Genomic DNA, 21,991 nt, shown 5'->3' on the forward strand with positions numbered 1-21,991 from the left:
AGTCAGCCTCCTCTCTCAGCTTCCGCATTCGATCAGACGAAACCTAATGATGTGATGAATGTAAAACGGATTGATGCTGCGGAATGCCAAGACCGAGATTTTCCCGCAATGTCCCGCCGCGATAATCTTGACGATAAAGCCCTCTTTCTTGAAGAATCGGAATCACCTTTTCTACAAAAGCATCAAGTGTTCCCGGTATATCCGACCCAACGATAAACCCATCCGCCGCCTCAGCGTTGAACCAAGTTTCAATTAAGGATGCGACACGCTCTGGTGTTCCGATGAATAGAGTCCGTGGAAAAGCCATTTCCTGTGCTACCTCCCGCAATGTCAGATTTCTGGCTTTTGCTTCTCTCTTAATCCGGTCTGTTGTGCTTTGAAACGCATTCTTTCCCACATCGCCAATATCGGGAAATGGCTCATCCAACGGGTAAACACTCAGATCATAATCATCAAAAAAACGGGCCAAATAAGTAACAGCATTTTCAATCGGTATCAATTCTGCAAATTCACGATACTTCTTTTCCGCCTCTTCTTCCGTATCTGCCACAATCGGGCTGATCCCTGGAAAAATCCGCACACTTGAAGGATCACGCCCTTCATCAGCAGCTCGGCTTTTCACATCCGCATAAAACGCTTTTGTCTCTTCTAATGAATTGGAATGGGTAAAAATCGCATCCGCATTTTTAGCAGCAAACTGCCGGCCTGTTTCTGATGAACCCGCTTGAAACACTACAGGCTCTCCCTGCTTAGAGCGCCCGATATTCAAGGGCCCCTCTACTTGAAAATACTTTCCTTTATGATTCAGGCGATGAAGCTTCGCCTGATCGAAAAACTGCCCTGTTTTCTTATTGTGTATAAATGCGTCATGCTCCCAGGAATTCCACAGCCCGCGCACAACATCCAAATGCTCTTGTGCGATCTCGTAACGTTCAGTGTGTTCTGGCAAATTAGACTTACTATGGTTGCGCGCCGCTCCTTCCTGCGGCGAAGTAACCAGATTCCAGCCGGCCCTGCCCCCGCTGATATGGTCCAGCGACATCAATTGTCTGGAGATAGTGAATGGCTCAGTAAAAGATGTAGAGAACGTCCCTACTAAACCAATATTTTTGGTAACCGATGCCAGCGCAGATAAAATGGTGATCGGTTCAAAACGGTTTAAAAAATGAGGAATCGATTTTTCAGAAATAAATAAGCCGTCTGCAATGAAAATAAAACTAAACAAACCTTTTTCAGCTGTTTGCGCCTTTTTCATGTAAAATTCAATATTCGTGCTGGCCGAGGGATCAACATCGGGATGACGCCAGCCGTCAGTTGTTCCCCCGACACCGTGAATCATGGCTCCAAACTGAATAAAATCTGCACGTGTCATCTTTTTGCCTCCTTTATCTGTGCATGATTAGCAAGTGCAAGATCAAGGTGTTCAATGCCGATTTCAGTTATCCCTTGATACTGATTGCCGCGCCCGATTTCGACCACAGGCACATGGCGCACCCCATATTTCACCTGTAAAATATCCCGAAGCTTTTCTTTCTCTGAAACATCGATATTTTGGAACGGGAACCCTTTTTCATTCAAATAATTCTTGACTTCCTCACAATACGAACAGCCTTTTTTACTCCAAACCACAATGTTCACAACATCACTCATTCTTCTGTCCCTCCTTAACGTTTTGCAGCTAAAACTGCATCGCTCAGCAGCTGATAAGACAGCTGTTTTTCTACAGCATTTTTGATCGGTGTAAAAATAACAAAATCATTGATTTTGTATGTGCCTGATAAACGTGTTAATTCTTCTGCCACTTCTTCCTTTGTTCCGGCAATAATCCCGGTTTTTTGCACGATGATGTCATAGGGCTCTGTGACGTTTTCCAGATAGGCCTCAGCCTGTTCGCGGGAACCGACGTTGACCTTACGCCCGTCTTTCAAAACCACTTTTATCGATTCACGCGACACAATATGTTTTTCCGCTTCTTCTTTTGTATGTGCCGCAAAAACAGCGGGGGCAAGATGAAATTCAGCCTCAGATCCTGGCGGGAGATGCGCGTCAAATGCTCGGCGGGCTTCCTTCAGCACTTCCTCTTCACCGTTAATAAAGTAAGCAAAGACAAAAGAGATTCCCAGTTTTGCAGCAGAAATGGCACTCTCTGTGCTTCCTCCCAATAGAAAAATACCCGGCTTCCGATCAACCTGCGGCCTAGGACGCAATGCGGCATAGCGGTGGGTATCAGGAAAATCATCCCGAACGAAATGAGTAAGCTCCTCCAGTTTTTCATCAAACTGACGCACCGGTTTTTTATATTCGGCCTGCAGCGCGTCTGTGGACAGCTGAAACCCGCCGGGCGCTTTGCCCACTCCAAGATCTATACGGCCGGGAGCTAACGCTGATAGAAGATGGAATTGCTCCGCTACTTTATAAGAGCTGTAATGCTGCAGCATCACTCCGCCTGATGCTAAACGAATTTTTCTTGTGCTTGCAGCAAGATAGCCTAAAAGAACCTCGGGTGCAGACCCTGCAATCTCATCATTGTTGTGATGTTCGGCCACCCAAAATCGGTGATATCCACATTCTTCAGCCATTTGTGCCAATTTCACTGTATGCTGTAATGTATCAGCTGCTGTCTCCCCTTCACCAATCAAGCTTTGGTCTAAAATACTTAAGCGGATCATATCACCGGCTCCTTTATGTGTTCTTTTGGTTCAAATAAATATTCCGGCGAAACACGGCGGAGAAACTGCCTCGTTCTGTCTTTTTTGGTATGGCGGAAGACTTCCTCCGGGGTTCCTTGTTCAACAATGACTCCTTCATCCATAAAAACAACTTGATCAGAGACCCTTCTTGCAAACTCCATTTCATGTGTAACAACAATCATGGTGGCTCCGGTTTTCACGATTTCCAGCATTACCTCAAGCACTTCACCGACCAGCTCCGGGTCAAGCGCTGCCGTCGGCTCATCGAACAGCAGCACATCAGGATGAATGGCAAGCGCCCTTGCTATCCCTACCCTCTGCTTTTGTCCTCCCGATAACTGACTCGGATAAGCGTTCAATTTATCTTGAAGCCCGACCTTTCTCAGTTCATTTTCCGCTACGGCATACGCGTCTTGTTTTCTCATTTTCCGGGCAATCGTCAAGCCCTCCATGACATTTTCAATCACCGTTTTGTGAGCAAACAGGTGGTATTGCTGAAATACCATTGCCGTCTGTTTTCTGAGCCAGTGAACCTCTTTTTTGGACGGAAAGCGGCAATTAATCACTTTGTCATGTATAGAAATGATCCCTTCGTCTGGACGTTCTAATAAATTCAGGCACCGTAAAAAGGTGGTTTTCCCTGATCCGCTCGGCCCGATAATCGTCACAACTTCTCCCTTGCGTACCGTGAGATTTATCCCTTTTAATACATGGTGGATGCCAAACTGTTTATGGATATTTTTAATCTCAATCATAAAGTGCCTCCTTGAAATCTGGCTGCCTTTCTCTCTAATACTCCATTTGCGGATTCTAGGATTAGAGTCAGCACCCAATAGATAATCGCTGCTCCGATAAACGCTTCTAAAAATGCATAATTATCAGAAGCAACGATAGTCGCCGTCCCTGTAATCTCTGGGACAGCCACTATAGCCGCGATAGAGGTGGTATGCAAAAAGCCGATACCCAAATTTGTGAAGTTTGGGATGGAAACCTTCAGCGCCTGCGGCAATATTACACGCCGAAAGGTTTGGCTGTATGTCAAGCCGATTGAATAAGCCGCTTCGACCTGTCCGGTATCCATCGCCAGAATGCCCGACCGGATGATTTCTGTGAGATAAGCTCCGGCAGTTAAAGACAAGGCCATGATGACAAACATGGAGACCGGTATCTCATTAGCGGACCAGCCGAGATGAAAAAAACTGCTGACTTGATCTGCAACAGGCGGTATCCCTAAATAAATCAACATAATGTGAAGAATTGCAGGTGTACTTCGAAAGAAAGACACATAAAACCTTGAGCAAGCCACCAAGCCCTTAATTCTAAAAATTCTAACAATTATATTTCCAAGAGCCACGAGAAATCCAAACACAATCGGCAAAACAGCCATCATCAATGTCAGAGGAATGGTCTTTACCATTTCTTTCATGGCGGAAACGATAAATGGAAAGTCAAATTGCAATCTTCTCCCCCCTCATCCGAAGAAATATATCAATGTATGTTCATGTCAAAAACAGTAACAATCCTTGTTTGATTCTTCTTGATTCGTTTTTCTGCCACTCGAAAGAACCATTCGAATAAAACCGCTACAGCATAATAAACAATCGATAGCGCAATGTAAACTTCAAGAGAATGGTTGCTTGAGGTAATCAGTGTTTGGCCCCTTCCGGACATATCCATAACACCTATTGAAAAGGCTAGAGACGTATCTTTTAAAGAACTGATCACCATGTTTCCCATATTCGGAAACGCCTGGACAAGTGCCTGGGGCAGAACGATTCGCCTGAAGGCCTGACTACCGCTTAAGCCAATACTGTACGCCGCTTCCGTTTGGCCTTTATCTACACTGCCCACCCCCGCTCGAATGATTTCTGCGGCTGCCGCTGCATTGCTTAACGCGTAGGTTGCGACAGCAGCATAAAACGGGTCCATTTTTGATGTATCAATCCCGATAAGCCCCGTAAGCGCCGGGATCCCGTAAAACACGATGAAAAGCTGCACCATGATAGGCGTTCCCCTGAAAAACGAGATATACACTTTTGCCAATTGATTTACAATTGGAATATTATAGATGCGGGGCAGTGCCAGAAAGAGTCCTAATACAAAACCGAAAAGCAAGGACAGTGTTAAAATGTATAATGTAACCGGTAAATAAGCGGTTAACGTCGGCACAAAATCTCCAATCATGTTCATATCAAACGCTTTTTCCATCACTGCTCCCTCTCTTTTTACCTAATACTGCTCTTTGGAATAGTCGTCACCAAGCCATTTCAAACTGAGCCTTTTCAACGTTCCGTCATCAATGATTTCCTGTAAGGCTTTATCAATATCGTCACTTAACGTTTGTTCATTTTTGTTAAACATAAAATACACTTTGGCATTTGAAAGCACATTACCGACGGTTTTTTCTTTAATAGTGCTCGTCTTGTTTTGAAAGTCTACTGCAAAAGGCGTTGAGATCGTTGCGTCCGCACGCCCCGATTTCAGCTGATTCGCAGTCTCATTTGCGCCTTGGCCCTCATAGGCAATCTCAAACGGCCGTCCATTATCCTCATTCCATTTTTTCAGTACAAGCGCTCCGTTGGAGGTTGCACTCGTAATCACCCGTTTTCCTTTTAAGTCTTCAATTCCACGGATCGTATCGTTATTTTGAAGCACAGTAATTTTTAAAGGAAAATGGTTGTAAGCAACCTTGTTAAACAGAAATTTTTTCTCACGCTCTTTGCTTTTCTCCATTTGATGTGCCACGATATCGACTTTATGCTGTCCGAGGCTGACAAGCAGGTTGGAAAATTCCATCGTTTTAAATGTGAATTTATAATGTGGCAGGCGCTTATCAAGCTCTTTGATCAGTTCGACATCATAACCGGTTAAATCGCCTTTTTCATCGATAAAGCAAATATTCGGAAATTGGGTTCCAGTTCCGACCGTGATCGTCTGTACCTTCTTTTGCCCGGCTCCCGTCGTTTGACTGCCTGCACCGCAAGCTGACAGAACTGTTATAAGCGAAAATAATATTGCCATGAATGCTGTTTTCGTTTTCATCTCATCGCCCCATTTATTTTTCAAAACTTGATTTTGAATAATCTGCCCCGAGCCATTTTCGGCTTAGTTTTTTTAGCGTTCCGTTTTTCTCCAGCTTTTTAATCGCTTGATCCGTGTCATCCGCCAAGGTTTGGCTGCCTTTATTAAACATAAAGTACACCTCGGTATCTAATAACACGTCACCGACTGTCTTTTGGCGGAAGGCGTGCGTTTTATTCTGAAAATCGACGGCAAACGGTGTAGCTATCGTTGCATCTGCGCGCCCGGTTTCAATTTGATTGGCGGTATCATTGCTTCCCTGTCCCGCATATTTCAAATGAATTGGGCTGCCGTGCGTTTTGTTGTACTTTGTAATATAATCTGCCGCATTTGACGTGGCGCCAACTATGACTGTTTTTCCGTGTAAGTCTTTTAATGTATGAATCTTGTGATTATCCTCTTTCACCGTGATGTACATCGGCGAGTAGTTATATGGGACTTTATGATACAAAAAACGCTTTTCTCGTTCTTTATTTTTGGCCATATTGTGCGCAATCACATCAATTTTTTTATTTCCGAGACTCGTCAGCAAATTTGAGAAATCCATCGTTTTAAATTCAAATGTATATTGAGGCAACTCCTTATCGATGGCTTTCATCACTTCAATGTCATACCCGGTCAATTCACCTTTTTCATTTAAAAACGCAATATTCGGAAAATCTGTTCCAGTGCCGACTATGACCGTTTGAGCCTGACGATCTGTTTTGTTATTTGTTTGCGAACATCCCCCGCCAAGTAATGCAAACACTGACAGCAGCAAAACCAATCCTTTACGCTTATTCATAGGCTGCCTCACATCATGCCCAGCTGGGCGCACCTAAAAGCGTTGGGTTAAATCGTTCCGGAATCAGAACCTTGTGCATCATCACACCTATGTCCCCGTCTTTTTCCTGCTCAAAATACACTTCATACCCTCTCCTTCTGTACATGTCAGCAAGCCAAGGATGCTTGCGCGCCGATGTGCCGAGTGTCAGCGCAGGAGCCTTCAGCATATCTCGAAGCACTTTTTCTTCAACATACGTAAGCAGCTTACTTCCGGCGCCTTGCCCTTTATATTCCGGCAGTGTCGCAAACCACCACACAAATGGATATTTTGAAGGAGGCGTCTCACTCTCCCACGGGAACCTGATTGTAATCGTTGAAATCAGCTTCCCATCCCGCTCCAGCACAATCGCTGAATGATGTTCAATATTTTCTGATACCATTTGGATATCAGCTCTCGTGGATGGCCAATCAATATCCAGCTGCCGAATGGGCTGAAATGCGCTGTTAACCAGTTTCAACAGCTCCGATGCATCTTCAACAGTTGCCAGTCGAAAAATATCATCACTCATTTTTGTCACTCCTCTTCACAAAATATATAATTCCTATTTGTTTACTAAGCTTTTATTGTTTATACTATAAAGCATACTCTGATCTTTGACTAATCAAAAAAAGTAAACCTTCACTTCAGTAATTTTAATGATGAAAAACAGGAGGGAGCACATTGGAGTTACGCTCAATCAAAACGTTTCATACGATTGTAAAATTTGGAAGCTTCTATAAAGCTGCAGAAATACTCAACTACTCGCAGCCGACGATATCGATGCGTATGAAGCAATTGGAGCAGGATTTAGGCGTACTGCTGTTTGAAAGAGGAAAAAGCCTGCAGTTGACAAAAGCAGGGAAGCTTTTTTATGAACGAACAGGAGATCTTTTGATGCAATACGAGGCGCTTAAACACAACCTCTCCGACTTAAAGGAAGAAGAGGCAGGCATTATCAACATAGGGGTTTCAGAGCCAACCGCCAGTCTGATATTCCCCGAGATTTTAAAGGATTTCTTAATGGATTACCCAAAGATAACGGTTAATATCAAGGTTGATGACGCCAATACCTGCAGTCAAAAGCTCTTAGACGGGACGATTGATTTTGCAGTCTGCGGCGAGCCGGAGCTGATTCTTGAAAATTACTACCATCCATTTTTTTATGACACATTAAATGTGATTGTATCTGATCAACATCCGCTCGCTGAGAAGAAGGCTGTCCATTTGTCTGATTTAGCAGAAGAGCGCTTCATATTTACGCCCGCCAATTGCCCCATTCGCTTACAAATTGAACAGCATTTACATAGAGAACTCGGGAATCGCTACAAAAAAATGGAGCTCACAAGCAGCATGTCACATGAATATTACGTACGTGAAAACATCGGAATTTCAATCTTTACCAGCACCGCACATTCTAAACCGTTCAACGGCACTAAAGTCATTCCAATTCTGAACCTGGATATCACCCCGCCCATAGGGCTGTTGACAAATCAAAAAGAAGTTCATTTTGACCGCGCCACGAAGGACTTGATCGCCCGGATAACCAAACGTTTTCAGCAGCGCAGCAAAGAATTGGAAGGAACCTCTGATAAGACCATTACAGGATAACTGAAAAAATAAAAACCACCTCCTGATTCATCAGGAGATGGTTTCACGGTTTAAAGCTCGATCGTCTCACCGACCGACATGACTTTGCCGACTCCGCCCGGCAGGCTGTCAGCGAATGCTTCTGGGTCTTGTTCGATGACCGGGAATGTATTGTAATGCACCGGCACGACCTGTTTTGCGCGCAGCCATTCAGCAGCAAGCTTGGCGTCTTCAGGCCCCATTGTAAAGTTATCGCCAATCGGAAGGAAAGCAAGGTCGATATGATTCAATTCGCCAATGAGTTTCATATCAGAGAAAAGTGCCGTATCGCCCGCGTGGAAAATCGTTTTATCTTCTACAGTCAGCAAAATACCGGCAGGCATGCCTGTGTAAGTGATCGTTTTGTTTTCTTCATCTGTGATGGCTGATCCATGAAAGGCCTGTGTGAGCTTCACTTTTCCAAAATCGAACTGGCGGGAGCCGCCAATATGCATTGGATGAACATTCAAGCCTTTCCAGCCTAAGTACACAGCGAGCTCGTTCGGGGCTATAACCAGCGCGTTATTTTGCTTGGCGATTTGTTCAGTATCACCGACATGGTCATTGTGGCCGTGCGTTAGTAAGATGACATCCGCTTTTACATCCTCCGGCTTTATATCCGTTAATGAATTCCCTGTTAAAAACGGATCAAAAATAATATGATGGTCCTTCGTTTCCACTGTGATTACAGAATGTCCGTGATATGTCACTTTCATTTCTTTCACCTCGTCACATGATTTTGTTTTTTTTATTTTCCCTTTTTAAAAAGCTGAAAAACTTATGTTGTTTGATTCTTGTTAATGACATTGAGGCCTCCGGTGGCTTCAATGACAGTCCCTGTCACAAGGTCTGAGTTCTCCTCACACAAGAAAGCGATAATCCTGGCAATATCCTCGCCTGTACCGGATCTTCCTATCGGCGTTTTTTCTTTGCCGATTCGCATTCTGGCTTCCTCTATCGATGCTTCTTTCATGTCGCCGACAATGTCTCCTGGGCAAACCATGTTGGCGGTTATGCCGAATTCGGCTTCTTCAATGGCAATTGTCTTCGTCAAAGAAGCCAAGCCCACTTTCGCAGCGCCAAATGCCGATCGGTGAAGCCAGCCGGGCGCGTGAGCCGCACCTTGGAATCCGTACGTAATAATGCGTCCAAATTGCTGTTTTCTCATAATAGGAATAACCGCTTTGAATAAATGAAAGACGGCGCTTAAATTTCCTTCCAGCATGCCATACCATTCATCATCAGTATAATCGGCTAACTTTTTACGTTCAAATATGTATGGTCCAGCGTTGTTAATCAAAAAGTCGATCCTTCCGAAGCGGTTTAAGGCAGCCTCTGCAATACGCAGCAGATCTTCTTTTTTGGTGACATCACCTTTTACAAATTGCAGCCGGTCAAGACAATCGGGACAGGCTTCCTTCAGGCGGCTGACTGCCTCCTCATCCTGTCTGTAATTGACTGTTACTGAATACCCCTTTGCAAGCAACGTTTCAGTCACTTTGCGGCCTAAACCCTTCGAACCGGCAGTAATTAAAGCATGTCGCACATGAATACCTCCCAAAGCAACGTCGCCGCTTTCAATAAAGTGTTTCTTCTTCTACTTTACTATAAAAGGCTTGCAATATCACTTTTTACACTTTGGCATACAAAAAAAGCTGCCTGTACAGACAGCTTATTCTGCAGGAGATGAAGACTCCTGATCAGGCATATCGACATAACCGCTTTGATATGCTTCTGAAATGAGCCTTGTTGTCTCCTGGCTTTCTTGTTCATCATAAATATAGCGTTCCGGTTCTTTTTTCATCATTCTGCCTCCCATCATTATAGAGGTAGGTTGGCTATAATGACGGGATTTTATGAAGGAAATTTTAACAAACTCCTGCTGCCACGCAAGCTTTCGCTTTTTCAAGCGCCTGTTCCACCTGTTTGAATCCGGTGCCCCCGGCGCTCATTCTTTTTTCAACTGCGTAGTAAGGGTCTAACACAGTGTAAATATCTTCTTCAAATAGTGTGCTCGCCTGCTGAAACTCGCCAAACGGCATATCGCTTAAATAGATCCCTCTTTCGATGCATGTGTACACAAGTTTCCCGACCACTTCATGCGCTTCTCTGAACGGCATTCCTTTTTTAGCTAAATAATCGGCCAGTTCCGTCGCGTTTGAAAAGTCTTGTTTTGTTGCTTGCTTCATGACGTCTTTGTTTACAGTCATTGTTTGGATCATGCCTGTGAAGATTTGCAGGCTGCCCTCCACCGTTTTCACCGTGTCAAACATGCCCTCTTTGTCTTCCTGCAGATCTTTGTTGTAAGCGAGCGGAAGTCCTTTCATGATCGTAAACAGCCCCATCATATCGCCGTATACGCGTCCTGTTTTGCCGCGGATCAGCTCCGCCATATCAGGGTTTTTCTTTTGCGGCATCATGCTGCTTCCTGTTGCGTACGTATCGTCAAGCTCGATGAATTTAAACTCCTGCGAGCACCATAAAATGATTTCTTCAGAGAAACGGGATAGGTGCATCATCAGCATACTGCTGTTGCTTAAAAACTCCAAAATGAAGTCTCTGTCGCTGACGCCGTCCAAGCTGTTTTCATAAATGGCATCAAAGCCGAGCAGTTCCGCTGAATAATCACGGTCAATTGGGAAGGTTGTTCCCGCGAGCGCCCCGCAGCCGAGCGGAGATTTGTTAATCCGCTTCATTGAATCCTGAAAACGCTCCTTGTCGCGCTCAAGCATCCAGAAATACGCAAGCAGATGGTGAGCGAATGAAATCGGCTGGGCGCGCTGCAAATGTGTGTAGCCCGGCAGAATCGTTTCAACGTTCGCTTCCGCCTTTTCAATCAGCGCACTTTGGAATGCCTCAATCAGCTCGATGATGTGGCCGACATGATTCTTCAAGTATAAATGCATGTCAGTCGCCACCTGGTCATTCCGGCTTCTGCCGGTATGCAGCTTGCCGCCAAGAGGACCGATTTCGTCAATGAGCATTTTCTCAATGTTCAAATGAATATCCTCATAATCGACTGAGAATTCCAATGCTCCCTCCTCTGCTTTTTGCAAAAGGGTATTCAGGCCCTCTCGGATTTTCAACTCTTCTTCTGCTGTCAGAATACCGCATTTTTTCAGCATGGCAGCATGTGCGAGAGACCCTGTAATGTCTTCAGCAACTAAATTTTGGTCAAATGATATGGACGCGCCGAACTCGTCGACCCATTTTTCCGGTGTTTTTTGAAATCGGCCTCCCCAAAGCTTCTTCATGCTTTAATCTGCTCCTTCTTTTTCACGATGCTGTTCACTTTTGTCGGAAGTCCCCAAAGCTCGATAAATCCGATTGCTGCATGGTGATCAAATGCATCGTCTTTTGTATATGTTGCAAGTTTTTCATCATATAGAGAGTATTCCGATTTACGTCCTTCTACAATTGCATGGCCTTTAAACAGCTTCACGCGGACAATGCCTGTGACATGCTTTTGCGTTTCTTTTAAGAAAGCGTGCAGCGCGTCTTTTAACGGTGAGAACCATAAGCCGTTGTAAATGATTTCTGACATTTTTTGCTCGATGATCGGTTTAAAGTGGGCTACCTCTTTCACCAGTGTCAAATCTTCTAATTCTTTATGCGCTTTGATCAGTGTCATCGCACCAGGGCATTCGTATACTTCCCGGGATTTAATGCCGACGAGGCGGTTTTCCACGTGGTCGATACGTCCGACACCGTGCGCGCCCGCCATTTCATTCAGCTTCAAGATCAGCTCAGAAAGCGAGTAGGAAACACCGTCAATGGAGACAGGCACGCCCTGTTCAAATGCAATTTCAATCACTTCCGGCGTGTCCGGCGTTTTTTCCAGCGGAGCTGTTAAATCGTATGCACCTTCTGGCGGCGCCGCCCATGGATCTTCTAAAATGCCGCACTCATTGGCGCGTCCCCAGAGGTTTTGGTCGATAGAATACGGGCTGTCAAGATTGATCGGAATCGGAATGCCGCGGCTAGCCGCATATTCAATTTCTTCTTCACGTGACCACTGCCATTCGCGAACCGGCGCGATGACTTCTAGGTCAGGGTTTAATGATTTAATGGAGACTTCGAAACGAACCTGGTCATTTCCTTTCCCTGTGCATCCGTGGGCAATCGCCTGTGCATCTTCTTTTTCCGCAATTTCAACCAGTTTTTTCGCGATCAGCGGTCGAGATAATGCCGAAACAAGCGGGTATTTTCCTTCATACATTGTGTGGGCCTGCAAAGAGATAAGCGCGTAATCCTGTGCAAATTCTTCTTTTGCATCGATCACGTAGGAGTTTGTCGCGCCGACTTCAAGCGCTTTCTGCTGAACAAATGCCAAATCTTTGCCCTCACCGACATCCAGGCAGCAGGCGATTACATTATATCCTTGCTCCTGAAGCCATTTTATTGCGACGGAAGTATCAAGACCTCCTGAGTATGCTAATACGACTTTTTTCTGTTCTGACATGATAAAAATCCCCTCTCAACCGTGTTTCTATTTTGTATAAAAATAAATTATATTTAATAAAAATACATTTTGTATGTATACACTTTAACAAGTACGTTTCGTTTTTTCAAGCCTTTTATAAAAAAAACTTCACCTAAATTTCAGGTGAAGTTTCATAGTATTTATTCATTTACTTGTCTTTTCTGATTTCTCTGACCACATGCGCAAGTTCGGGAATAATCAGCTTATTCATTGCCAGCTTTACTGCGCCGCTTGAGCCTGGCGTTGAGAAAACAGCGGTATGCTGAATGACGCCGGCAGTTGCTCTCGACATGATTGCGGCAGAGCCGATATCCTCTGTATAACTCAGCATCCTGAATATTTCTCCAAAGCCGGGCAGTTCTTTCGAAAACAGCGGCGTTATGGCTTCAATTGTGACATCCCGATCTGCTATGCCTGTCCCTCCGTTTAAGAGTACCGCGTCTGTCTGTTCATCCATGCAGCCCGCAAGCACTGACCGTTGCAAAGCATCCTTTTCGTCTTTTACAATTTCATATGCGGCAATATGATGACCGGCTTCTTCTAAAAATGAGATCATCAGCTTGCCGCTTTTATCGGTTTCATCTGTCCTCGTGTCACTGACAGTAATCACTTTGCACCGAACGATATCGGGAGCTTCTTGTTTATGCTCTTGAACGCTCATTGGCCCACCTCTTTTATGTTTTCTGTCTGTCACTATCATGCATCAACAAAAAAGCACATTCAAGAGAATGTGCTTTCATGCGATTTATTTTGCTAAACGAACAACGTCGCGCGCAATCATGACTTCTTCATCAGTCGGGATGATCATGACTTTTACTGGAGAATGCGGATAGCTGATGAAAGCTTCCTCGCCGCGCACGTTATTAAGCGCAGGGTCCCAGTATACGCCCATGAATTCTAAACCGCGAAGAACGCGTTCTCTGACTTCCACACTGTTTTCACCGATACCGGCAGTAAAGATGATCGCATCTACACCGCTCATTCTTGCAGCGTAAGAACCGATGTATTTGTGGATTCTGCTTGCGAATACTTCAAGAGCCGTTTCCGCGCGCTCATTTCCTTCTTTCGTAGCTTCAACGATGTCACGAAGATCGCTTGAGAAACCGGAAATGCCGAGCAGTCCGCTTTTTTTGTTTAATGTATTCAGTACTTCGTCAGCCGTTTGGCCTGTTTTCTCCATGATGTATGGGATCAGGGCAGGGTCGATGTTTCCAGAGCGTGTGCCCATTGCTACACCGGCAAGCGGCGTAAAGCCCATGGATGTGTCAATAGATTTTCCGCCTTCAACAGCGGCAATACTTGCTCCGTTTCCAAGGTGGCAGGAAATCAGGCGCAAGTCTTTTAACGGACGGCCGAGAAGCTCTGCCGCACGCTCAGTTACATATTTATGTGAAGTGCCGTGGAAGCCGTATTTACGGATGCCGAATTTTTCATAGTATTCATACGGCAAGCTGTAAAGGTAAGACTGCTCAGGCATTGTTTGGTGGAATGCTGTATCAAATACAGCTACCGCAGGAACATTTGGAAGCACTTCTTTGAACGCTTTAATTCCAACGATATTTGCCGGATTGTGAAGCGGTGCCAATTCAGAAATATCTTCGATTTCCTTAATGGTTTCATCCGTTAATAAAACAGAATCGCTGAATTTTTCTCCGCCGTGAACGACACGATGGCCAATTCCGTCAATTTCATTCAAGTCTTTAATAATGCCGAATTCCGTTAACTTATTCAGCAGCATTTTAACAGCTACCGCATGATCTGGAATATCAGTTACTTCTGTATTTTTTTCGCCGTTCACAGAAATTGTGAATACGCTGTCGGCGATACCGATTCGTTCAACTAAACCCTTCGTTAAAACGGTTTCTGAAGGCATTTCGAAAAGCTGAAATTTCAAAGACGAGCTTCCTGCGTTAATTGCAATAATTTTGGACATGATTGACGCTCCTTTATACTCTGTATCAACAACTTCGTTTTTCGTACTTTTTTCCCGGTGAATATCAACATCTTCTCCGAAAAATATCTGACTTTTCCATTTAAACATTGTCATGTCGGCTTTTCAAGTCAACTTGCGTATTGATAACGCTTACAATAAGAAGTCGTTATTTTCAGACACATTCACTATAGGTTTTGTATTGATGAACGCTTACAATTTGCGGTTTTTCCCTCTGTATTTTGTGTTTCAAAGCTGGATTCAATTCGTCAAGTCCGGTCTTCAAAAGCATAAATAAAAGCAGCTTAGGCATCGACCTCATACGGCTGTCTAAGCTGCTTTTAAAACACTTACTTTTCTTTTTTAAACCATTCATCAAATTGAGCCATCATATCAAGCATCGCCTTTTGATTGGAGAAAGACGGAAGATTCGCAAGCAGAATTTGCCCCGGCGCTTTCGTATTCTCTCCTTGTTTCTGAAGCACAAGGATGCTTTTGGCATGAGCTTCGTCTTTAAAAATAGATTTTGGCAGCTGCAACAGTGCGTTGATATGAACCTTATCTTTGAAAAACTGTTTCAGCTTGCCGCTTTGGGAGCTCTCAAACAAATGATTCGGAATCATAAAAAATAAGTAGCCGCCCGGTTTGGTATGCTTGACGCTCTGTTCAATAAACAGATGATGAGCGAAGGAATGGCCTTCGTCAGCTTTGAGCTCAAACGCTTCTGCTCCTTCGTCATTCGGATAATAGCCGACTGGCAGATCACAAATGACCGTGTCAACTGGATCGATAAACAACGGCTCAAGGCTGTCCTGGTGGAAAAGCTCAAGCTCTTTTTTCAGAAGGTTCGCTTGGGCATAGGCGATCTTCAAGAGCACATCATCAATTTCAATGCCAAAGCTGTTTGCCGTTTTTTCAGACAGCTGGTTCAGCACGGTAAACAGAAGGTTCCCAGTTCCCAGGGCTGGATCAAGAATGGTCAGTTCCTTTTTGTCCGCCATAAATTTATTCACCAAATAGCTGATGAAAAGCCCGATCGTATCCGGCGTCATTTGTCTGTTTGGATGCGAGATATCTTTCATTCCTTTAAGGACGGCAAGCTGAAAAGCCTTGCGTACCCACTCATGCTCATACGTGCCGAATTCCGCTTTTTCAAGCAGAGCCTGAAGTTGTTTGGTTTTCTGATCAGCAGGCAGTTTCAGCTGATCCGTTTTTTCAAGAAAATACATTTCTCCTGCTTCGGCCAGCGCCTCTATATATGAAATCTGCAATTCATTCTTTATCATAATCGCGGCTTCGTTTAACAGCTCATACACCGCACCTACATGGTCTTTTTGCATATTGTGTTCCTCCTTGCCATGAAAAAAGCTCCGGCGGCAGCCTGGAGCTTTTTTCCCTGCTTACTTTACTAATGCCTTAGCAGCCTCAATTGGCTTTTCATAGTTCGGGTGGTTTGTTGCTTCGCTTACATATTCAGCGTAAACGACTTTTCCGTTCTCATCAAGGACAAATACGGAACGCGCAAGCAGACGAAGTTCTTTAATATACACACCGAACGCTTCGCCAAATGACATATCTCTGTGGTCAGACAGTGTTTCCACTTTGTCAATTCCGTTAGCGCCGCACCAGCGCGCTTGCGCGAATGGAAGGTCTGCACTGATTGTGTAGACGTTGACATCTCCAAGCTTTGCAGCTTCTTCGTTAAAACGGCGTGTTTGTGCATCACAAACACCTGTATCAATTGAAGGGATAACAGAAATAATCGTTACCTTTCCTTTCATGTCAGCTAACGATTTTTCTTCAAGGCTGTTAGTCAGCACTGTGAAATCAGGAGCTTGATCTCCTACCTTCACTTCTTGTCCGACAAGTGTAACCGGACCGCCTTTGAATGTAATTTCAGCCATTATAATTCCTCCCTTTTGTATGTATGTCTCTATCATAGTAAAGTTTCCTGCAAACTGCAAAGTTTATGCCAAAAAAAAGTTAACTGCGGCCAGCGCAGTTAACCTTTTTTTAATAATTCATATTGTTCATTTGGTTTTGATTTTGGCCTTGGCTTTGGTTTTTGTTATTTTTCTTGAACATTTGCTGGATGCGCTCGAGTGTTTGAGGGGCTGCGTCTAAAATTTTCTCTATTAAATGGGTATTTTCATCTAAATGAAGCATTCTGATGCCTGTCGATCCGACAATTAAAAACGCGATCGGCGTAATGGACACACCGCCCCCGCTTCCGCCTCCGAAAGGAAGTTTCTGTTCTCTTGTCTCATCGTCTTCCGATTTCTTTTCGGCCGGCTTTCCGCCAAACTCGCTTCCGCCTGCGGCGAATCCGAATCCAACTTTAGAAACAGTTAAAATCACACTTCCATCAGGCGTTTCCACTGGATCTCCGATGATGGTGTTAACATCAATCATTTCCTTCAAGTTTTCCATTGCGGTTTTCATTAAACCTTGGATGGGATGGTCTGCCATATACGCTTCCTCCTTAAACTGATGAATCATTCTTTGAAGTCATTCTAGCCGACGGATTCTTCTTTAATACGGATAGCTCCCGTCCGTATTTGACGAATTTGAAAGCTGCAAGCATAGCATGTCCAAAGCGAAAAAAGAATATACACTGAAAATGGGTCTTGGAAACAGGGACTTGAAACGACGGGATCACCTCATAGACAGGTTTATTCACAAAGTCCAGGTGGTCGTAGAGCATTGCTGCGATACCGCCCTTCACGCCCCATACAGCACCGGTTAACACACCTGTCACTGCCGCGTCCTGAATTCCGATTACTGTAACCCATTCTAGTTTTGTGATATGTAAATGCGCGAGAAAAGACGCGCTGATTTTCCGCAGTCTGGTGACCTGATGCAAAAGCATTTCGATTTTATTAATGCTTTGCTGCACATCGTTTTGTGTAATTTTTTTCTTTCCGCTGCTTTTTTTCATTTTGGATTCAGTTTTTTGTTTGATATCCACTGTTCCGTCTTCTTTGTTCACCTTAATCGCCGGGATTGTTTTTTTGATCCTTATAAGGCCAAACAGCGCCGTAATCTTCAAGGTCAATTTGTCATTATCATCGGCATGAAGATACTCCAGCGCGACATGGATTTTCATTCTGAGAAGCAGTACGATCCCTATGAGAATAAGAATGGCTGTCAGTACATACACCATATTCTTCACTTCCTCTAGGAGCATTATCGCCAATTCCTAAAAAAATAAACCCGGACGGAAGTCCGGGTTATCGGTTATTTGCGGTATAATTTTTCATGCACCACGGTGGTATCCGCGATGTAATCATGAATCCCTTGTTTTGTAGGTGAAAAGGCAACAACGATATATAAAATCCAAATCTTATCAATATACCGTCCAACCACTTCACGAAAAATCACTGTACTCCATGTCAGCTTGCTATCTTGCTTCACAGAAACCACTTTGAGGCCGAACACCATTTTACCAAGCGTCTGCCTGAAGTATTTTGTCATGAGTGCGAAATAGGCAAGATACACAATAAGCGTTGTCACACTGTAGGCCGAGAAGGTAAACATGCCGGATGTTTTCGGCAGATCCAATACGGTAAAGAGGGGAGAAACGAGCAAATGGTTTAATCCCCATATCACGAGCCAATCAAGCAGGAAAGCCCAGAAACGAACCCAAAAGCCAGCATAGGCATGTGTCAGCAGCTCCGCTTCTTGCGGGCCTTTGATGTCATTGCGCTCTAACTCTTCATATGTCGCGTCCATTATTGTTCCCTCCTACTTCGCATAGAGATACATCATTCTCGGCGAACCGGATTGCGATAGAATTTCTCTCATATTCAAAAAATCAATTTCACTTTTAAACATTTTGTTCGCGCCCATGGAAAACAGTGAGCCTAATCCGAAGCTTTCCTCATAAGAAATGACAGAGGCGTTTTTCAAATCCTTGTGATCCTTTTTCATGGCCGTAATGGTATCGTCATAAAAACCAAGCTCATCAACGAGGTTCAGTTTTTTCGCCTGCCGTCCGTCATACACGCGGCCGTCCGCAATTTTCTTTACCTCTGCTTTCGGCATGCCGCGCCCTTTTGAAATGACATCAACAAAGCCTTCATACGAATTATCAACCATCGATTGCATGATGTTTTTTTCTTCTTTCGTCATCTCACGGGAAGGAGACATAATGTCCTTATGGGCCCCGCTCTTAATCGTTTCAAAAGAAATGCCAAGCTTGTCGGCAAGCTTTGAATAATTGACGCTTTCCATAATGACGCCGAGTGACCCGGTCAGGGTTTCCGGTGTCGCAAAAATCTTATCAGCCGCTGTTGAGATGTAATAGCCTCCTGATGCTGCCATCGAACCCATTGACACGTAAATCGGTTTTTTCGTTTCTTTCTTGATTTCTTCCAGTTTCTTATGTATTTCAGCACTTTCATACACTCCGCCACCCGGAGAATTCACCTTCAGAACGATACCTTTGACCGTCTTGTCATCTTTTGCGCGCTCAAGGTTTTTTAAGAACGTTCTGTGGTTATATCCGTCTGCACCAAGCAGACTGCTTGAGTCCCCATTATCCTGAATGGTGCCGCTGACCTCTAATACGGCAATTTTACTTGAGGGACTGCCGTTTTCCAGCGTCTTCTCCTGCGATTCATCCGTCAGTGATGTGAGATCCGTTTGAGCGCCTTTGACGCTTTCAAAGAAACTCATAGAGATGCTGACGATAATAGACACGCCGAAAATCCCCAGAGCAATCACTAATGCAATCCATCTTTTTGCATTCATTTTTTCTCCTCCTTTTTCCTAAACTCTCTCATTATACGATTCAATATGAAAAATGTTTCACTTCATGAGAAAGCTCCGGCTTAACGGGCTGCCGGCAAACGTGGTACACTTATGGCCAAAGGTATTTTATCACAAATACTGGATGGCAGAAAAACTTAAATATGACAGCAAAGGGGAAATGGGATATGACCGATCAACGCCGTAATGTTTATTTTTTTCACAAACAGGATCAGGAAACGAACGAACAAGCCCGCTCGTTAACACAATTAGCGGAAGAGCATGGATTTACCGTTGTGAACCAGCACTCAGACGCCAATATTATCGCTAGCATTGGCGGGGACGGCACATTTTTGCAGGCAGTCAGAAAGACGAATTTTCGTGACGACTGCTTGTACGTCGGCATTACCAAAAAGGGGAAAGCTCATTTATATTGCGACTTTCATAGTGATGAGCGAGAAAAAATGGTCGATGCAATGACGTTTGAACAAATTGAAGTGAGAAAATACCCGCTGATTGAAGTGACAGTGGATCAAGCCAGTCCTTTTCACTGCTTAAACGAGGTATCCATCCGCTCAAGCATCATCAAAACCTTTGTGATGGACGTGCTGATTGACGATCTGCACTTTGAAACGTTTAGAGGTGACGGAATGATTATCTCAACGCCTACAGGGAGCACCGCCTATAACAAGTCTGTTGCAGGAGCTGTTGTTGATCCATTGCTTCCATGCATGCAGGTATCAGAGCTTGCATCCCTTAACAATAATACCTACCGGACACTCGGCTCGCCATTTGTCCTCAGCTCTGACCGAAAGCTGACCCTTCGTGTGGTGCAGGACGGCAACGAACACCCAATCATCGGCTTGGACAATGAAGCACTCAGCACGAGAAATGTGAAAACGATCGAAATCAAACTGTCTAATAAGAAAATCAAAACAGTCAAACTAAAGGACAATTCATTTTGGGAAAAAGTGAAGCGTACTTTTTTATAGAAAATAAAAGGACAGGCTGCTGCCTGTCCTTTTATGATTTCTCATATACAATCTGGCCGTTAATCACGGTTTTTTTAATCTCTAAAAGATGAAGCTGTGCGGGGTCAATGGCAAACGGATCACCACTGAGAACTGTAAAATCCGCGTCATAGCCTTCCGCAATTTTTCCGCGTGACTTCTCTTTATAAATGATACCGGCGCTACCTTCTGTATAAAGCTTTATCGCTTCATATACAGGTAAACATTCACTTTCATTATAGCTTGGCCCGTTTTGCTCATGACTGCTTTTCCGGAGGACCGCGGACTGGATCCCTAGAAGCGGGTCAACAGGCTCAATCGGGGCGTCTGAACCGCCCGCGCATAAAATGCCTTTAGATATGAGGGTTTTCCAGGCAAATGCAGTCTTCATCCGGTCTTTTCCGAGACGGTCAATGACCCACGGAAAGTCGCTTGCAACGAAGTGCGGCTGAAGGTCAAGTGCGATCGGCATGCGTGCTGCTCTCTCGATTAATTCGTTATCAAGCACTTGAGCATGAATAAGCCGATCATGCCGGCCGTTTTTGGGCGGATGCTTTTCTATTGCGTTCAGCACTTTTTCAAAAGCAAGATCGCCGATTGCATGAACAGCAACCTCCATCCCTTTTTCTCTCGCTTTGCGAATGAGCCGGCCAAGGGTTTCGTCATCGTGAACCTGAACACCATTTGTTGATGGATCATCCTGATATGGTTCTTTCAATAAAGCCGTTCTCCCGCCAAGCGCCCCGTCCGCAAAGATTTTCATAGCACCGAACTCCACATACGGGCCGGACAGCTTCTCCAGCTGCTCCCATCGATCGACAGCTTCATGATGAACGAGCAAATGGCAGCGAAACGGATACTTTCCGCCAGCGGCAGCTTTCTCATAAGCTTTCATCGGCACCGAAACATCACCATAATAGGACAAGTCTTCCGAATGACCGCCCGTCAGGCCTTTTGTCCAGCAATCCTTTATTGCAGCCGTTAATGCCTCATCAACATAGTGCTGGGAGACTGGCGGGACAGCCTTCAGAATCAAATCCTGCGCCTTATCAAACAGGAGTCCGGTCGGCTCGCCATTTGCATCTTTTACGATGACTCCGCCGTCAGGATCAGGAGTATTTCTTGAAATTCCCGCTGCTTGAAGAGCCGCAGAATTGACAGCTATTGCATGCCGGCATATACGCTTGAGCAAGACGGGCCTGTCAGGAAACAGGCGATCAAGATCATGCTTAGTCAAGTAGTCAGGTGTCTCAAACTGATTTTCATTCCAGCCTTCTCCAATGAGCCAATCGTTTTTAGGAAGCTGCCGCTCTCTTTCCTTCGCAGCCTGTAAAATTGAATCTTTCGACGTCAGTGCGGACAGATCGAGCTGAAGCTGTTTCTCACCGTGGCCGATCAAATGTAGATGGCTGTCAACAAAACCGGGGAACATCACTGCTCCGTTCAGGCTGATTTCTTCTGTTTCCGGCGACCCGTACTTTTCCTTCAAACGTTCATAGCTGCCGGTGCCTTTTATAACACCATCCTCAACATAAACTGCCTCAGTCCGATCGCCTTCTTCGAGCATCGTATAAATGAAACCGCCGTGCCATATCGCCTTCATTCACGTTCACTCTC

Annotated in this window: 26 protein-coding genes; 2 read left to right on the plus strand and 24 right to left on the minus strand. The window is 44.7% G+C overall.

The genetic code is table 11. The features are described 5' to 3' along the window. Nucleotides 1–43: 43 nt before the first annotated feature. The 9 genes from NST22_RS15255 to snaA are packed head-to-tail and all read right to left on the minus strand — an operon-like array spanning nt 44 to nt 7,105. The gene (locus NST22_RS15255; RefSeq protein WP_004398733.1) at nt 44–1,372 is read right to left on the minus strand and encodes an LLM class flavin-dependent oxidoreductase; all 1,329 of its coding nucleotides are present in this window, start codon (nt 1,370–1,372) and stop codon (nt 44–46) included. Further along, nucleotides 1,369–1,650: a glutaredoxin family protein gene (locus tag NST22_RS15260; RefSeq protein WP_004399148.1), complete on the minus strand. Its 282-nt coding sequence runs from the start codon at nt 1,648–1,650 to the stop codon at nt 1,369–1,371. Before NST22_RS15260 ends, NST22_RS15255 begins: the two co-directional genes overlap by 4 nt. Nucleotides 1,651–1,664: 14 nt before the next feature. Next, nucleotides 1,665–2,669: an LLM class flavin-dependent oxidoreductase gene (locus NST22_RS15265; RefSeq protein WP_004398798.1), complete on the minus strand. Its 1,005-nt coding sequence runs from the start codon at nt 2,667–2,669 to the stop codon at nt 1,665–1,667. Next, the gene (gene tcyN / locus NST22_RS15270; RefSeq protein ID WP_004398701.1) at nt 2,666–3,445 is read right to left on the minus strand and encodes a sulfur-containing amino-acid ABC transporter ATP-binding protein TcyN; all 780 of its coding nucleotides are present in this window, start codon (nt 3,443–3,445) and stop codon (nt 2,666–2,668) included. The genes NST22_RS15265 and tcyN overlap by 4 nt, the downstream gene beginning before the upstream one ends. Further along, complete coding sequence (tcyM, locus tag NST22_RS15275; RefSeq protein ID WP_004398678.1) at nt 3,442–4,149, minus strand: sulfur-containing amino acid ABC transporter permease TcyM; 708 nt, start codon at nt 4,147–4,149, stop codon at nt 3,442–3,444. Before tcyM ends, tcyN begins: the two co-directional genes overlap by 4 nt. 29 nt (nt 4,150–4,178) lie before the next feature. Next, nucleotides 4,179–4,898 carry a sulfur-containing amino acid ABC transporter permease TcyL gene (gene tcyL, locus NST22_RS15280; protein ID WP_004399112.1) on the minus strand — a complete coding sequence of 240 codons (720 nt, stop codon included), beginning with the start codon at nt 4,896–4,898 and terminating at the stop codon, nt 4,179–4,181. Nucleotides 4,899–4,919: 21 nt separating this feature from the next. Beyond that, nucleotides 4,920–5,732 carry a sulfur-containing amino acid ABC transporter substrate-binding protein TcyK gene (gene tcyK / locus NST22_RS15285; RefSeq protein WP_004399116.1) on the minus strand — a complete coding sequence of 271 codons (813 nt, stop codon included), beginning with the start codon at nt 5,730–5,732 and terminating at the stop codon, nt 4,920–4,922. Between the two features lie 13 nt (nt 5,733–5,745). Next, nucleotides 5,746–6,555: a sulfur-containing amino acid ABC transporter substrate-binding protein TcyJ gene (gene tcyJ, locus NST22_RS15290; protein WP_004399114.1), complete on the minus strand. Its 810-nt coding sequence runs from the start codon at nt 6,553–6,555 to the stop codon at nt 5,746–5,748. A 13-nt stretch (nt 6,556–6,568) separates the two neighbouring features. Next, nucleotides 6,569–7,105, minus strand: a complete 537-nt coding sequence (snaA, locus tag NST22_RS15295; RefSeq protein WP_003245971.1) for an N-acetyltransferase SnaA — start codon at nt 7,103–7,105, stop codon at nt 6,569–6,571. 152 nt (nt 7,106–7,257) lie between these two features. Here snaA and ytlI point away from each other — a divergent pair, with 152 nt between their 5' ends. Continuing rightward, nucleotides 7,258–8,184 (plus strand): LysR family transcriptional regulator YtlI, encoded by a 927-nt coding sequence (gene ytlI, locus NST22_RS15300; RefSeq protein ID WP_004398915.1) that lies wholly within the window; start codon nt 7,258–7,260, stop codon nt 8,182–8,184. Between the two features lie 50 nt (nt 8,185–8,234). Here ytlI and NST22_RS15305 read toward each other — a convergent pair whose 3' ends face one another. From NST22_RS15305 to sppA, 14 genes are all read right to left on the minus strand, one after another. After that, nucleotides 8,235–8,918 carry a metal-dependent hydrolase gene (locus NST22_RS15305; protein WP_003245964.1) on the minus strand — a complete coding sequence of 228 codons (684 nt, stop codon included), beginning with the start codon at nt 8,916–8,918 and terminating at the stop codon, nt 8,235–8,237. A gap of 62 nt (nt 8,919–8,980) precedes the next feature. Beyond that, on the minus strand, nt 8,981–9,748 hold the full coding sequence (locus NST22_RS15310; RefSeq protein ID WP_004398521.1) for an SDR family oxidoreductase: 768 nt from the start codon (nt 9,746–9,748) through the stop codon (nt 8,981–8,983). A 126-nt stretch (nt 9,749–9,874) separates the two neighbouring features. Continuing rightward, the gene (locus tag NST22_RS15315) at nt 9,875–10,009 is read right to left on the minus strand and encodes a hypothetical protein (protein WP_004399018.1); all 135 of its coding nucleotides are present in this window, start codon (nt 10,007–10,009) and stop codon (nt 9,875–9,877) included. Between the two features lie 61 nt (nt 10,010–10,070). After that, the gene (argH, locus tag NST22_RS15320; protein ID WP_003246018.1) at nt 10,071–11,456 is read right to left on the minus strand and encodes an argininosuccinate lyase; all 1,386 of its coding nucleotides are present in this window, start codon (nt 11,454–11,456) and stop codon (nt 10,071–10,073) included. Next, nucleotides 11,453–12,664, minus strand: coding sequence for an argininosuccinate synthase (locus tag NST22_RS15325; protein WP_003229357.1), 1,212 nt, complete (start codon nt 12,662–12,664; stop codon nt 11,453–11,455). The genes argH and NST22_RS15325 overlap by 4 nt, the downstream gene beginning before the upstream one ends. Before the next feature lie 169 nt (nt 12,665–12,833). Beyond that, a complete protein-coding gene (locus NST22_RS15330) occupies nt 12,834–13,346 on the minus strand; it encodes a molybdenum cofactor biosynthesis protein B (protein WP_004398479.1) in 513 nt (170 codons plus the stop codon). 84 nt (nt 13,347–13,430) lie between these two features. Beyond that, nucleotides 13,431–14,618, minus strand: coding sequence for an acetate kinase (locus NST22_RS15335; RefSeq protein WP_003223511.1), 1,188 nt, complete (start codon nt 14,616–14,618; stop codon nt 13,431–13,433). A 172-nt stretch (nt 14,619–14,790) separates the two neighbouring features. Further along, nucleotides 14,791–14,994, minus strand: a complete 204-nt coding sequence (locus tag NST22_RS15340) for a hypothetical protein (RefSeq protein WP_119123076.1) — start codon at nt 14,992–14,994, stop codon at nt 14,791–14,793. Further along, nucleotides 14,966–15,955, minus strand: a complete 990-nt coding sequence (locus NST22_RS15345) for an N-6 DNA methylase (RefSeq protein ID WP_003229346.1) — start codon at nt 15,953–15,955, stop codon at nt 14,966–14,968. Before NST22_RS15345 ends, NST22_RS15340 begins: the two co-directional genes overlap by 29 nt. Before the next feature lie 60 nt (nt 15,956–16,015). Next, nucleotides 16,016–16,519 (minus strand): thiol peroxidase, encoded by a 504-nt coding sequence (gene tpx, locus NST22_RS15350; protein WP_003223506.1) that lies wholly within the window; start codon nt 16,517–16,519, stop codon nt 16,016–16,018. Nucleotides 16,520–16,628: 109 nt separating this feature from the next. Next, a complete protein-coding gene (ytfJ, locus tag NST22_RS15355) occupies nt 16,629–17,084 on the minus strand; it encodes a GerW family sporulation protein (RefSeq protein WP_004398631.1) in 456 nt (151 codons plus the stop codon). Nucleotides 17,085–17,097: 13 nt separating this feature from the next. Further along, nucleotides 17,098–17,778: a DUF2953 domain-containing protein gene (locus NST22_RS15360; RefSeq protein WP_004399127.1), complete on the minus strand. Its 681-nt coding sequence runs from the start codon at nt 17,776–17,778 to the stop codon at nt 17,098–17,100. A gap of 74 nt (nt 17,779–17,852) precedes the next feature. Next, nucleotides 17,853–18,347 (minus strand): RDD family protein, encoded by a 495-nt coding sequence (locus NST22_RS15365; RefSeq protein WP_003229340.1) that lies wholly within the window; start codon nt 18,345–18,347, stop codon nt 17,853–17,855. Nucleotides 18,348–18,359: 12 nt separating this feature from the next. Next, nucleotides 18,360–19,367: a signal peptide peptidase SppA gene (gene sppA / locus NST22_RS15370; protein WP_003229337.1), complete on the minus strand. Its 1,008-nt coding sequence runs from the start codon at nt 19,365–19,367 to the stop codon at nt 18,360–18,362. A 185-nt stretch (nt 19,368–19,552) separates the two neighbouring features. Here sppA and NST22_RS15375 point away from each other — a divergent pair, with 185 nt between their 5' ends. Next, nucleotides 19,553–20,356 (plus strand): NAD kinase, encoded by an 804-nt coding sequence (locus NST22_RS15375; protein WP_004399091.1) that lies wholly within the window; start codon nt 19,553–19,555, stop codon nt 20,354–20,356. Between the two features lie 31 nt (nt 20,357–20,387). Here NST22_RS15375 and NST22_RS15380 read toward each other — a convergent pair whose 3' ends face one another. Beyond that, the gene (locus NST22_RS15380; RefSeq protein WP_003229333.1) at nt 20,388–21,977 is read right to left on the minus strand and encodes an amidohydrolase; all 1,590 of its coding nucleotides are present in this window, start codon (nt 21,975–21,977) and stop codon (nt 20,388–20,390) included. Nucleotides 21,978–21,991 lie beyond the last annotated feature (14 nt).

Source organism: Bacillus sp. PS237 (assembly GCF_037963345.1).
In the GTDB taxonomy this organism is placed as follows: Bacteria; Bacillota; Bacilli; order Bacillales; family Bacillaceae; genus Bacillus; species Bacillus subtilis.